Source organism: Proteiniphilum propionicum, assembly GCF_022267555.1.
Lineage (GTDB): Bacteria > Bacteroidota > Bacteroidia > Bacteroidales > Dysgonomonadaceae > Proteiniphilum > Proteiniphilum propionicum.
In genome coordinates this window covers 2,547,117-2,561,297 of the sequence record NZ_CP073586.1, presented here as the reverse complement: position 1 = coordinate 2,561,297, position 14,181 = coordinate 2,547,117, and the positions used below count along the sequence as shown (strand labels likewise).

Genomic DNA, 14,181 nt, shown 5'->3' with positions numbered 1-14,181 from the left:
AAATCATCGAATATATAAAGAATCAGGTACTTTTGTTAAAAGATACCCGTGAATACGGGTTTAGTTCAACATGCGGCATGAAAAATTACCTGCTGGATGGAAGACTGAAACTCGACAACAACCTGGCTGAAAATGCCATCCGACCCATTGCCCTGTCTCGAAAGAACTCATGTTCTGTGAAAACCACGAGATAGCCGGGAACACGGCCATAATCTGCTCCTGTTTACAGCTCCTTGTTGACCTCATACAAGGCGCAGAGGGTGAACCCGGGGAAGTGGCTCATCGATGTTGTAGGCAAGATGCCTTATTACCAGAAGCCGGGGAATGATAAAAACCAGAAGAAGCTCTTGCTTAATTACTGGGAAAAGGAGGAAACTGGCGAATCTCCAGTGAAAATCTAATAATGCTCTAATAATACCTATTGGCACTCTAATAATACTCTAACAATTTACTGGAGCTCCCGCAGTTGTAGACATGAATAATCAGATCAAATCTGTGAGTGCATATACTCCGGAATAATCAAGAGGTACTTGCTGGGGTACTTACAAAAAGAGTGTCCATCAAGGTAAAAATGCAAAGCTATTCAGGGAAATCAAGGGCATTAAACAAGAAGTAATTGACATTGAATTGAATATTACCCAACAAGCTGTATCCCAATTGGAAAACATCGAGAACTTGATGAAGAGACAACAATAGGAGTATACACCAAAGTTGTGAGAATCGACGAATACTTTATCCAGAATATGGAACAACACGGAGAAATAATACTTTATCAACCGGATGAAACGGCAAAACTTGAAGTACGCCTGGAAGATGAGACGGTTTAGCTTACGCGGGCACAAATGGGTGAGCTTTTTCAGCATGAAAGAACTGTCATCAACAAACACATCAATAAAATATACTCATGGAAGAAAACTCATAACTTTTAAACAATACCGTTGTTTTATCCAAATAATTGTTATATTTGCAATTAAAATACTGCATACCTATGCAACACACTTTTTTTCACCATTATTTATCCAGATTCTACAAACCTTCGTAAATAATCCCAATTGCGCATGAAGATATACGAATGTTATAAATTTAGCATTTAGGGGAGAAGGATATTGATTGGGTGAAAAACACGTTGACTAATATTTAAAAGCAACTACACTATGAACAATAAATCAACACTTTTAGCAAATAGAATTTTTCCTGATAACAACGAATTTGAAGTTGAGGTTTTGAATATTCCTGCAGAAAAAAGAAAGCTAATTACTGAAACTTACGACTTTACTGTTTCTACAATTAACGACTATATTAATAACGAACATATAGTAATACCTAATTTTCAAAGAGGCTATGTATGGAATAGAACACAAGCATCAAGACTTATTGAATCTTTAATTATTCAATGCCCTATTCCAGTAATTTATTTAAGTCAAAATGGTGATGAAACGCTTTCCGTTATTGACGGAAATCAAAGATTGACAAGTATAAGTTTATTCCTAAATAATGGATTCCCATTAACAGGCTTATCAACTTACCCCGAATTAGACGGATTAACATTTAGTGAATTAGACCCAAGATTTCAAAGACATATTATTAACAGGACTATTCGGTGTATAGCTATTTTAAAAGAGACACATCCTCAAATTAAATTTGATGTTTTTGAACGTTTGAATACCGGCTCTGTGAGACTAAATCCACAAGAATTAAGACACGGAATCTACAATGGAACTCTTATGACTAAAATTGAAGAATTAGCAAAATCTTCAATTTTTAAGAAATTAACTTCTACAGGCAATGACAATAGAATGAAAGGGGACGAACTTATTCTAAGATATTTCACTTTAGTAGAAAGATACGCTGAATATGTAAAGCCGATGTCTGTTTTTTTAAATAAATACGCAGAGGACAACCGTTTTATGCCAGAAAATCAAGTCAAAGATTTGGCAAACAATTTTACTTCTAACTTGAATAAGTGTCATCTTTTATATGGCGACTTTGCGTTTAAAACATTTGACGAAAATCGAAAAAGACTTAAAGCTAACACTGCTTTGTATGAAGCTCAAATGTTATCAATGAATACTGTTAACCCAACATTACAGCAAATAAAAGCCATAAATAAAACAGAAGTAATTAATAAACTTGAACTTCTTTTACAAAACGTTGACTTTTACAATACCATTACAAAAGCAACAACAGACAAAAATGTAATAACCAAACGCATTACGGATTACACTGAATTTCTTCAAACAATATTTTAGTTATGTCATACTCAAAAAGTAGAGCACGAAGAGATTTTGAAACAGAATCTAATAAATTACTAAAACTAGCTAAGAAGATTTCTTATAAATCATCACCGCTAACTTATGACCATAAGCAATTAATAAATCAATCTTGTATTTTTCTACTTTCTGCTCGTATTGAAGATTATACCAAAAATTTAATTGAAGACTTAATTTACAGCTATCGGATAAATGGTGCAACCTTACAACAAATACCTAAAAATATTCGGACAAAAGTGTTGCTTGACAAACAAGTGAATCACTATCGAACTTATTACAATAGCTCTGACGAGAAAGTGTTACTAAAAAATATTGCAATAGACAATTCATTTTATCAACTTCTTGATGACACAATTGCTTTCTCAACACAAGTTCACCCTTCAAATATCATAGGAACAAACAAATATCCTTCAATTAAGAATTTGAAAATACTATATAATCGACTAGGTATAAAGGATATTATAAATGAATTACATCGTAAGGCAAAAAAAAACATCTCAACTGCAATTGAATCATTTTTAAGTTTAAGAGAATCCATAGCTCATCAAGGAGCTCCAACAATTACATTTAATGACGTTGAAAGACATTTTAAAAACATAAACGAAGCAATTAACTATTTAGACAGAGTTGTATATTCACATATAAAAAAGGAATCGGGGGAAAACTATTGGACATAGAAAAACATCTGCTAACATCAGTTTGGCAATATGGGGGAAAGAAATGTTCTTATGAAACATTTATACAGTTGGTGCTCGGCGTTCGATCCCTACCCTAGCTTTAATGGGTACCAGAATGTCCGATACCGGGTGCAGCGGTGCGAAGGATACCCACTCCACAGTGGATGCCTCAAGGCTAATGGGAATCGCACAATCGAAGTTAACCACAGACTTTTGGAATATAAACGTAAAGCCCGTGAGAAACTGACCGCTGAAGAGGGACTTGAGCATCGCTCAAACGTCCCATAGAAACAGAAGCCGTATTCGGACAAAATGAAGTAAAACAGGGTATACAATCGATTCCGCCACTTCGGACTCGACAAGGTCACCATGAACTTTGCCTTCTTTGCCATAGCCTTCAATATAAAAAAGAGGAGGTGTCAATTACTTAATTTTGACATACCCTTATCTTTTTGACCCTTAATAAATGATACTTAGTTGTATTTGCTAATTAAATTTACTTAAACCATGTCGTAGGCTGCATTCAGAAGTGTAGCAATTCTTGCAATTAAGGATACAACACTTTTGACAACAATACCGCATTTGCTAAAATGGCGGAGTAAAACTGATCCTGGATGTTTAGTGTTTTTTAGTGACAAAAGCCGTTTTTTGTCTGCTTTTTTTATAATTTAGCAAACTAAAATACTTTGATCTCGGCAGTGACCATTCGGTTTTTTCAGTTCTATTCCGTCACTTCCGCAAACGCCCACCCATTTGATCATAAATTAATAGGAGAAATAATTATGGCATTAATTAAGAAATTAGAGAAAATTGAGAAACAGAGAAATAGTGTACATGATGAGGTTGAAGGCGCATATACAATTTTTACTGATTCTAAGGGGAATAAGATTCTACAAATTGACACATATGGATCGACTAACCGACAACTTAAGGGCAAAGTCAGTCAGTCTATACAATTAAGCAAGGAAAGCGCAAAAGAACTGCTAAATATTATTTTGAATCAGTTACTTGTTTAGAAAAGAGAAAAAAACAGTCTGTTTTTCTTTTTTTTATATGAATGTCCAAGATTTTATTCTGTTACAGTCATTTACTGCATTTATTGAAGAAGAGGAATAATTTCTATGCTTATTTCAGGCATAAGATACCATGTTGAAACAGCGTTGACAAATAAAGTACAAATAATTATTTATCAACTGTTAAATTCTTAACTTTGAAGAATGAATAGTTTCTAAATTAAGTTGTTATGTATAGTTTATTCCCAGACGAGCAAGTATCCATTGATTTTTCAGTCAAAGTATCTATTCCTGTTGGAAAGAATAAAAAAACCTACTTCATAGGGAAAGAAAAAGGCATCCTTAAAAAGTATGAAGGTGATACCTTTTCCGGTTATGAGTTTCGTACTATACATGGATTTATCTATTTTCTCTCGAAGAATAAAGACAAATATCCCAAAGAAGGTTATGATGCTGTATTTTATCTTCAATTGGATGAAAATCAAAAAACAACTTTAGAAACGGTACAAAACTGCAAAAAGAAACTACTTATTGGCAAACATCCGTCTGTTTCAAAAATTGTTTCCTCTTGGCATAATGGGTTTCATTATAAACAAGAGAAGCGAAGCGAGATGGGCGAAATAGTACAATATGGACTACGTCCACCACAAATCGGTGCATTACATTCCATTTTAGCACACTGGAGCATTTCAAGTAAACCAGCATTGGTCATTATGCCAACAGGGACGGGGAAAACAGAAACAATGCTCTGCCTATCAATTGCAAATCAAAACGAAAGAACATTAGTTATTGTCCCAACAGATTCATTACGGACACAAATTTCTAATAAATATATTGGATTGGGTATTCTTAAAGTTAAACCATTTGAAATAGTTGCTGATTCTGCTCTTTATCCTAAAGTATCTGTACTTAAAACAACCATTGATACGATTGAAGATGCAGAGAAAATATTAGATGCCAATGTGATTGTTTCTACCCCTCAAATCCTAACAAACCTTCTTAAAACAGAGAAAAGTGATATTTTCAAACTAATTATTCAACAATGTAATAATTTGATTGTAGATGAAGCACATCATATCGCTGCAAAGACATGGAAAGAGATAAAATTGAATTTCGAAGCGGCGGGAAAGCCTGTATTATTATTTACTGCAACTCCATTCAGAAATGATGGAGGTCGTATTGAAGGAGAAACCATATATAATTATCCTTTATCTTTAGCACAGAGAGATAAGTATTACGAAAAAATCATATTTACCCCTATTGTAGATTTCAATCCTGCAACAGCCGATGAAAAGATTGCGGAAAAGGCTATTGAAACACTAAAGAGAGACCTCGAAGTTGGATATGACCATATCTTAATGGCGCGTGTTGATGAGAGAAAGAAAGCAGAAGAAGTTTACGAGCAGATATATAAAAAGTATTCAGAGTATTACCCTGTGTTTATTCATAGCGGCATATCGAAAACAATACAGCGAGAAATACTTGAAGGAATCAAAGAAAAACAACATCGAATTATTGTTTGTGTGGATATGCTTGGAGAAGGATTTGACCTCCCTCAATTAAAAATCTGTGCAATGCACGAAATGCACAAAAACATAACTACAACATTTCAGTTTATCGGAAGATTTACAAGAACAACAGGAAATAATCTTGGCCCCGCAACTATAATTGCTAATATCGTTGATAATAATTTTAAAGGTGTATTAAAAGAATTGTATCGTAAAGATTCGGATTGGGATAAAATTATAAGTCAATCAAATGAAGATATTATAGAAAATATCGTTAAAGAAGAAAGTTTCTTTAAAAACTTTGCTGATGTGCCGATACCCTACAAAATCCCTATACGGAATATTACGCCTGCGATGAGTACTGTTGTCTTTAAATTATATGATAGTAATGTGTCTTGGCATCCAGAAAAATATATTGATTATTTCAAAAACAAAAAATATGAGACGGTTGCAGTCGAACATAATAAAAAGAACTTACAGATAATCATAGCACGTAACACGGAGAAAGTCCCTTGGGGAAAAATCGATGACCTGATTAATACCGAATATGACTTGTATATTGCATATTTGAATCCCGAACAGAAACTTTTATATATAAACAGTTCGAATAATAGTTCTACCCATGATAAACTTGCAGAAGCATTAGTCGGTAAGAATATTTCTTTATACAATGAAGGTGATATATACAGGGTTTTACATAATGTATTTCAGTTAGAGTTGTTTAATCTTGGATTAAAATCGCATTTAGATGGTCCAATTAGTTTTACAATGTATGCCGGAAATGGTATAGTCAAAGGGTTAAGCGAAATTGAGAAAGGAATGCATAGTTCAAATTTATTTGGAACAGGATATGAGGACGGAGAAAAAATAACCATTGGATGTTCGAATAAGGGACGTGTGTGGACAAAGTTGGTTAAATCTATACCGGATTATTGTGAGTGGTGCGATAAGACCGGAATTAAATTGTTAGATGAAACGATTGATACAAAAAACATTTTTGACTTCATTCAAAAGCCCGAAAGAATATCTAAATTTCCCGAAGGAAAAGTTCCAATATCAATCAAATGGAATGAGAAGTTTTATTATGACCCGCAATCGGCGGTTTATGGTTCTAACTTGCTAATAGACTATAACATTGAGTTAGTAACCTCTACCCCTAATACTGTTGAATTTGACATTATCACGGAAAGTGAAGCATCTTCATATAAGTTGGAATTAGATGAAGATAAGAATGGACGAGGATATAAATATACCCTCATCAAAGGCAATCCAATTATCGTAAATCAAAGAAAAGAAAGTAAGGACATTATTGATTTATTCTTTGAGTATCCGCCTACTATATGGTTTCAGGACAATTCAAAAATGTACAATGATTTATTTTTCTTATTCAACTACAAATCCCCAATTTTCGATACTGAAAAGGTATTAGCTTATAATTGGGATGGCATTGATATTACTAAGGAATCGCAGAAAAAAACTAAACGGGAAGATTCGATACAGTATAGGGTGCTTGAACGATTGAAGGAAGAACCTGAGTATGATATTATTTTTGATGATGATGATTCAAACGAAGCAAGTGACATCATCGCAATAAAAAGTTACGAATCAGAACATAATAAACTTATATTTGAATTATACCATTGTAAATTTTCATCCAAAGAAAAACCCGGAGGACGATTGAAAGATTTATATGAAGTATGTGGGCAAGCGCAAAGAAGTTATCATTGGAAGCATAATGCAATGGAGTTGTTGAACCACATGACCCGCAGAAATAGTAATCGCCTCTGGCAAGGAAATCCTTCACGTTTTGAGAAAGGTAGTGATGATGAATTACTGATAATACAAAATATGCTATTATCGAATTATTGCGACATTGAGTTTAATATATTTGTTGTTCAGCCGGGAATAGAAAAGAATAAATTGGCTAACAGTCCCGAATTATTGTCATTACTTGGCGCAACTGACTTGCTATTAAAGAGAACAGGGAATGAATTTTATATAATCACTAACAAATAATTAGTCGTCCCTTAAAAAGCATTCAATCATTTATAATACAGTAAGATAGTAGATATTTCCTTGGTTAATTTTTCAAGTTTCCGTATATTTGTGTAACCTTCCCTTTTTATAGGACAGTTCCAAGTTAGACAATAATATTAACTTTGTTAGGCATAGGAACAACAATGAAAAAGACAGTACACAGCGAGTCAGAGAAGGTAAAGGCAGTCCATCAGCTTGAAAGTGGAGTGGATGCCTCAGTTGTAGCGCGTGACTACAACATATCCAGGGCGACCCTTTATAATTGGAAGTCCAAGTACAGTGGGATGGAGGTGAGTCAGGTCAAACGCCTCAAAGAGCTTGAAGATGAGAACCGCAAGTTGAAGCAGATGTATGCTGACCTTGCTCTTGACAACAAGATACTGAAGGAGGTTATCGAAAAAAAACTCTAGAGCCCGAGGTAAAGAAAGAACTGGCAGGAGAGATAGTGGAAGAATATGGTATAAGCATCTCTCGGGCGTGCAAGCTGATGGAGATCCATCGCTCCTACTTCTACTATACAGAGAAGAAAGATGATACCGAAGTAGAAGAAGCAATCCGTGCTGCCGCCGAGTTCGGTGATGGCTTCTGGAAGATTTATTCAAGACTGAGACGTGAGGGTAAGGGATGGAACCACAAGAAGGTTTACAGGGTGTACAAGGCAATGCACTATGAGAAACGAAGCCGATTGAAGAAACGTCTGCCTGCAAGGGTTAAAAACCCTCTGGTTATGCCTGAAGAGCCCAATATTACCTGGTCTATTGATTTTATCAGTGACAGGATTGAGTGCGGAAGACAGTTCCGTGTTCTTAACATCATAGATGATGCCTGCAAGATTGCCGTGGCGCAGGAGATATCGATGTCCATGCCGGCAAAACGGGTCATTAAAGTTCTGGAAAAGATCATATGGCTGAATGGCAAACCAAAGAACATACGCTGCGACAATGGCCCTGAGTTTATCGCTCAGGTGTTCAAAGATTGGTGCAAAGGCAATGAGATTAACATCATTTATATTCAGCCTGGCAAACCCACTCAGAACGGTTACATTGAACGCTTCAACGGAAGCTACAGAAGAGCTGTTCTTGATAGATATATTTTCCGCAACATATCTGAAGTCAGGGAACTGACCGAAGCCTGGCGGAAAGACTACAACGAAGAACGGCCCCATGAGTCGTTGGACAACATGACGCCCTTTGAATATAGGGAAGAACTGATAAAAAGAAAGGAAGCAGTATGACAGATGTTTTGACAAGCAAAGGTAACACGAGCCGCTACAGCGGTCAAGGCCAAGACGAGTGCCCTTACGGGCAGTCTTGCCCGCTGTATCGCCTCGTATTGGGAGTGGCTTATCAAAAATCTGTCCGACATCATAACATTGTATACATAAATAACTAATTTAGCAGTCTAATCAAAGACTGTCCTAAAAAGGGGTAGCTTACATTTGAGATATAAATCCTGCAGAAAATCATGCTGTCAAAACAACAAGACCGGTCACAACACTCGTTGTTCTTTTCACTGGAAAGCATATTGAATTATAAGCACCCGTTTTTCATTCCGGCCAATAAATTTGATTGGGAGATGTTTGAAAGAGAGCTCTCACCCCCCATCCCATGTATTGTCCCAATAACGGACGTCCGGCTGTAAACAGGAATTAAAAATACAGTGAAAATAGGAAAATCGTAAGCCCCCGATAAAATACCCATTTTAGCGTAAATGGTTTTTTTCGATCTTTGCCGGCAAACGTATTTTCTATGAAGCCTGTAAGCAAAGAAGAATTCCTGGCGATACTGGAACGCCAACAGAAGAGCGGGTTAAGCATCAAGGATTTTTGTGCGAACGAGTCCTATACGGTTTCCAGCTTCCACTATTGGAAAACCAAGTTCGGACTCACCCGCCCCTATAACAATCATGCACCGGAGGCACCCACGAGTACGCTGGCACCGATCAGTATCAATCTTCCCGTTAAAGCCCCTGTATCCTCGCCGGCTTCATCACCACGCAGCAGTCAGGGAGAGATCAGGATCAAGCTCCCGGGAGGTATTCAGGTTAGTTTCATTGGCACTGCTCAGGCAGAGCTCGCGATCAATTTACTGAATCAAATCTGCTCACGCCATGTTCTGCCTGAATGACACCATGCGCTATTTCCTGTGTCCGGGAAAGACAGACATGCGAAAAGGGATGAACTCGCTCTGTGGTGTGGTTCAAAACCTGATGGGATATGAGGTCCGCATGGGTGATGTCTTCATCTTCATCAATCGAAACCGTACAACCATGAAGCTTTTGCATGCGGAAGATGGTGGGTTGGTTCTGTACATGAAAAGGCTCGAGGAGGGTACCTTCCGCATACCCGCGTACGATGAAAAGAGTCGTTCCTATCCCATGCAGTGGCGCGATCTGGTGATGATGGTGGAAGGGATACGGGATGATCCGGGAAGCCGGTTGAAGAGGCTCAAAGCGATGAGACACGGGTGATAAAAATAATCGGGAAAAGAGTGAGAATAATCTCCTGAAAGCTTGTCCAGATCAGGTTTTTTTTAGTATTTTTATGACTGAATAAAAGCCCGGTAAATGGACCAGATACAAGCAGTAGAGCTCCTCATACAATCGCAGGCGGAACAAATCCGTCAGCTCACCGAGGCTAACGCGAAGCTATCCGGACAGCTCACAGGGATGCAGCAGCGGATGGATAAGCTGCCGGCACAGATCGCCTGGTTCACCCGCCAGTTCTACGGACGTAAAAGCGAGAAACTCTCGCACCTGGATCCGGGCCAGCTCTCCCTGTTTGAAACGATTGCAGACGAAGAGGAAAGGCTTGCCGAGATTGAAGCGGCCCGTGCTGCTGCCGAAAAGCAGATAGAAGAGCAGACGCGCACAAGGAAGAAAGAGAGATCCAGCCGCAAGATGTTGGAGGATCTGCCCGTGGTGGAGGTTGTGCTGGAACCGGAAGAACTTGATCTGGACAAATACAAGCGCGTCGGTGAGGAACGTACCCGTACACTTGAGTTTGAACCCGGGAAACTGTACGTGAAAGAGCTTGTACGCCCCAAGTACGGTTTAAAAGATAATGCTACACCAACGGTTGATGGCACACCCGGTGTGATCATCGCCCCTCTCCCGTTACTGCCCATGGCCATAATCTGCTCCCTGTTGACCTCATGCAAGGAGCAGGGCGTGAACCCGCGGGAGTGGCTCATCGATGTTATAGGCAAGATGCCATATTACCAGAAACCGGGGAATGATGAAAACCTGAAGAAGCTCTTGCCGCATTACTGGAAAAACGAAGGAAACTAGCGAATCACCAGTCAAAATCTAATAATGCTCTAATAAATGCCTATAGGCACTCTAATAATACGCTAACAATTTACTGGAGATCCAGTAACTGTCGGAATGAATAATCAGATCAAATCCGTGGGTGCGTATGCTCCGGAATAATCAAGAGGTAGTTGCTCGGGTGCTTACAAAAGAAGAAGACACCATAAGATATACAAATGACTCGATTTTAAGTTTTGCTTAGGAATTTGAAAAACCACACAGGGTAACATAGCATTTACGACTACAAAGATAAAAATTTCAATTCAGATTTTTCATATTTTATGTACCAAAGCTAAAAATCCCAAATAAATTACATACATTTGCAAACAACTACAGGTTATGTAGTGTTTTGCAAATGTGATTTATGGCCAATTTGGAATCGGAGAGAAGTAATAAGTGGGATCAATTCTTTGTTGAACTGCAATCCCAAGGACGTTATGCCTTTACGTTTGAAGAATTACGTAGCCGTTTCAAGTCATCTGAAAAGACACTGCTACAGGGCTTGTACAGATATAAAACCAAAAAACAGATAGCTTGCAAATTCCGTTTTATCCTGACCCCCCATTCCGGAATACTGACCCCTCTATAACTACATCCAGACAAGTAATATTTTAAATGGATAACAGGGGCTCAACCTGCCGGAATGTCTGCAACCTGGATATAACGGTTTGATTTGTGCCACTTTGAAAAGATCAAGTTATCTTGTCCCTAAAAAAGGGGTAGCATGTCATTCTTTCTGCATACCCTTCCAGGTGTATTCTTTGATCTCCTTTTTGTTGGGTAACAAAAAACTTGACAGCCAGGCAATCAGGATACTTACCGACACTCCGATAAAACCGTACAGCAAAAACGACAAGGGAGTATGCTCCTTGATGATCAGTAGCAGGAAGAGCCCTGTGATCACGCCGACAAGGGCTGCCCCTGCACCCACCCGGGGAAAGAATATTCCCAGGATAAAGAGGGCCCCCATTCCGCTAGTGAGAAGTCCCAGGAACGTGTTGAACTGGTCCCACAAAGAAGCGATGTTCCAGGTGGCCAGCATCAATGCCATACCCATTCCCAGTAATCCGCAGAGGAGGCCCGACCAGCGGGCCATTTTCAGTTGTGATGAAAAAGTACTTTTCGGGAAAATGGTCTGGTAGAAATCGGATGTGAGCACGGCGGCAGAGGAGTTGATGTTGGATGAAAGGGTTGACATGGCTGCGGCAAAAATGGCGGCAATGAGCAGTCCGGCAAACCCTACCGGCATCTCCGACACGATAAACTGCGGAAATACCGAATCGATATTGGGATTGGTAACCATCATGCTTGCGGGGTTATCTTTATAGAATGCGAAAAGGCCGGTTCCTATCAGAAAAAACAAAATGGTGACCGGAACACTTAGGATACCATTCAGCCAGATGCTGCGGGAAGTGGATTTTTCATCTTTTGTGCTCATATAACGTTGTACGATAGACTGATCGCTGGTGTAGGTGATGAGCGAATTAGCCACTCCGCCAATCAATACGACCCAGAATACCGGCTGTGTAAAATCAAACCGGAAATCGAACGTCCGGAATTTGTGAAACTCGATGGAAGTATGCCAGAATTCTCCCAAGCCTCCATCGATACCCATTACCATCAAAACAAATGCAGCAAGTGCTCCAAAGACAAGAATAAATCCCTGTATGACGTCTCCCCAGACAACGGCCTCCATACCGCCGCTAGTACTGTAGATAATGGTTACCAACCCCATGACTACGATAGAGAGATAAATATCGAACCCTGTCACCGCATTCAGTGCCAGTGCCGGCAAAAACAGCACAATGGCAATGCGGCTCACCATAAAGACAACAAACAGGGCAGAAGCCAGCCATCTTGTGGTGCGGTTGAAGCGTTTCTCCAGGTATTCGTAAGCAGTACCCAACCGGAAGCGGGTAAAGAAAGGAAGAAAATAACGAATGACCACCGGGACAATGAGAATGATGCAGATATTAAAGACAAGCATACGCCAGTCGGTTGCATAAGTCTTTGCAGGTATCGACAGGAATGTAATAGCACTCAGCGTTGTGGCAAAGATACTGATTCCCGCGGCCCACCAGGGAATGCGTCCGCTCGCTTTGAAGAAATCCTCGGTATTCTCATTTCGTTTCATGAAGTAGAAGCCCATCAGCAGCATTCCTCCAAAATAGAGGATAAGCACCAGGTAGTTGATCCATCCGAAAGAGGGTTGTGAGGTATAATAAAGCTGCGTGATGAGGGGGGAACGCACTCCGGGGCGAATTTCCCCGCTGGCAATATAAACATTCTTTCCGTCGGATACATCCGATGTGACAGCCACGGGAGGATTAACAGTTTTTCCTGCTTCAAACCATGTATCGGTGATGGTATTGTAGATCAATATCTTGTTATGAAATCCCGTATGATGTATCCACAAACTGTCTCTTTTAGCTGTATTGCCTTCCCGGACAGCCTTCTCTACCTGGTTAAAAATATGGCCAGTATCACCGCCGTAGAGCAGCACATGTGAACCACCCACAACTGAGGCGGTAGCCATTGCCAAAGAAACTGAAGTGTCCTTATCGTGCTGGATATCTCCTTTTTGGGTCCACCTGTTGAGTGAAGGTCGGAAATGGTAAACAGATGCATAAAAGATTGTGGCTTCTCCGGCAGTTCTTCTGGCCCTTCCGCCAAAAGAGAAGAGAGCCACCTCTTCCCCATCCTGCTGGGAAGTAAGGGTAGCTCCCGAAATCGGTACTGGAAAATTGGGTAGTTTTTCCCATCCTTTTGTCGGATTGGAGAGGTCGAGCACCAAAAACTGGTCGGTTGAGGTGCCGTCGGCCAGTTCGCCGCCAACCAAATAAACCTTTGAGCCTATGACTGTAGCTGTGGAATTTTTTACCGGCACTGGTAGCGAGGGATATTCTGTGACAGTGATGCCGCTTCCGGAGTATGCCAGCAACCAGGATTTTCCGGTGATGCCATCCGGGGTAAGTCCACCCACACAGAGCAGTCCTCCGGGAAGCGTGGCATAGGAGCCTTCCGCCAAGGGTACAGGCAGGTCATTTCCCTGATAGACCTTGCTGAAATACCCGTCAGGGAGTTGTTCAAAAACAAATACCTGATCCGAAAAATGTTTGATTCCATCCTGCCATGGTTTCCCTCCGGGGAAAGCGGATCCTCCAGCCATGATAAACCGGTTTTCCTGTTTACCGAAAAAAGTACCTGCCAGCCCCTCCCACAGGGTAGAATCTTCCAATGTCTCCATGGAGAAACAGTTGATCTGGTGAAGGGTATTTAGATTATCCGCTTTTAGGAAAGTGACAGATATGGATAACCACATCCATATAAGGAGATAGATACGTGAAATTTTCTTTCGGATCATGCA

Annotated in this window: 12 protein-coding genes and 3 pseudogenes; 14 read left to right on the top strand and 1 reads right to left on the bottom strand. The window is 39.7% G+C overall.

Annotation, left to right across the window (positions count from 1 at the left end):
* Nucleotides 1-32 precede the first annotated feature (32 nt).
* From KDN43_RS16565 to KDN43_RS16645, 14 genes and pseudogenes are all read left to right on the top strand, one after another.
* Nucleotides 33-194 (top strand): IS66 family transposase, encoded by a 162-nt coding sequence (locus tag KDN43_RS16565; RefSeq protein WP_407681763.1) that lies wholly within the window; start codon nt 33-35, stop codon nt 192-194.
* Between the two features lie 66 nt (nt 195-260).
* Nucleotides 261-401 (top strand): hypothetical protein, encoded by a 141-nt coding sequence (locus KDN43_RS16560; RefSeq protein ID WP_407681762.1) that lies wholly within the window; start codon nt 261-263, stop codon nt 399-401.
* A 342-nt stretch (nt 402-743) separates the two neighbouring features.
* A pseudogene (locus tag KDN43_RS10405) lies at nt 744-902 on the top strand (virulence RhuM family protein); the annotation flags it as partial.
* Nucleotides 903-1,154: 252 nt separating this feature from the next.
* A complete protein-coding gene (locus KDN43_RS10400) occupies nt 1,155-2,249 on the top strand; it encodes a GmrSD restriction endonuclease domain-containing protein (protein WP_238865981.1) in 1,095 nt (364 codons plus the stop codon).
* A gap of 2 nt (nt 2,250-2,251) precedes the next feature.
* Complete coding sequence (locus KDN43_RS10395; RefSeq protein ID WP_238865979.1) at nt 2,252-2,947, top strand: HEPN domain-containing protein; 696 nt, start codon at nt 2,252-2,254, stop codon at nt 2,945-2,947.
* A gap of 30 nt (nt 2,948-2,977) precedes the next feature.
* Nucleotides 2,978-3,403, top strand: a pseudogene (locus KDN43_RS16510) (transposase).
* Between the two features lie 326 nt (nt 3,404-3,729).
* The gene (locus KDN43_RS10385) at nt 3,730-3,963 is read left to right on the top strand and encodes a hypothetical protein (RefSeq protein WP_238865975.1); all 234 of its coding nucleotides are present in this window, start codon (nt 3,730-3,732) and stop codon (nt 3,961-3,963) included.
* A 227-nt stretch (nt 3,964-4,190) separates the two neighbouring features.
* Nucleotides 4,191-7,484 (top strand): DEAD/DEAH box helicase, encoded by a 3,294-nt coding sequence (locus KDN43_RS10380; protein WP_238865973.1) that lies wholly within the window; start codon nt 4,191-4,193, stop codon nt 7,482-7,484.
* 164 nt (nt 7,485-7,648) lie between these two features.
* Nucleotides 7,649-7,915: a transposase gene (locus KDN43_RS10375; RefSeq protein ID WP_238865972.1), complete on the top strand. Its 267-nt coding sequence runs from the start codon at nt 7,649-7,651 to the stop codon at nt 7,913-7,915.
* Between the two features lie 35 nt (nt 7,916-7,950).
* Nucleotides 7,951-8,739, top strand: a complete 789-nt coding sequence (locus KDN43_RS10370) for an IS3 family transposase (RefSeq protein WP_238865970.1) — start codon at nt 7,951-7,953, stop codon at nt 8,737-8,739.
* Nucleotides 8,740-9,253: 514 nt separating this feature from the next.
* A complete protein-coding gene (gene tnpA, locus KDN43_RS10365; protein WP_238865968.1) occupies nt 9,254-9,631 on the top strand; it encodes an IS66 family insertion sequence element accessory protein TnpA in 378 nt (125 codons plus the stop codon).
* Nucleotides 9,615-9,974, top strand: a complete 360-nt coding sequence (gene tnpB / locus KDN43_RS10360; RefSeq protein ID WP_238865966.1) for an IS66 family insertion sequence element accessory protein TnpB — start codon at nt 9,615-9,617, stop codon at nt 9,972-9,974. Before tnpA ends, tnpB begins: the two co-directional genes overlap by 17 nt.
* Before the next feature lie 96 nt (nt 9,975-10,070).
* A pseudogene (locus tag KDN43_RS10355) lies at nt 10,071-10,631 on the top strand (IS66 family transposase); the annotation flags it as partial.
* Nucleotides 10,629-10,793: a transposase domain-containing protein gene (locus tag KDN43_RS16645; protein ID WP_456107269.1), complete on the top strand. Its 165-nt coding sequence runs from the start codon at nt 10,629-10,631 to the stop codon at nt 10,791-10,793. The pseudogene KDN43_RS10355 and the gene KDN43_RS16645, both read left to right, overlap by 3 nt.
* Nucleotides 10,794-11,541: 748 nt before the next feature.
* Here KDN43_RS16645 and KDN43_RS10350 read toward each other — a convergent pair.
* Nucleotides 11,542-14,178, bottom strand: a complete 2,637-nt coding sequence (locus tag KDN43_RS10350) for a sodium:solute symporter family transporter (RefSeq protein ID WP_238865962.1) — start codon at nt 14,176-14,178, stop codon at nt 11,542-11,544.
* Between the last annotated feature and the right edge of the window lie 3 nt (nt 14,179-14,181).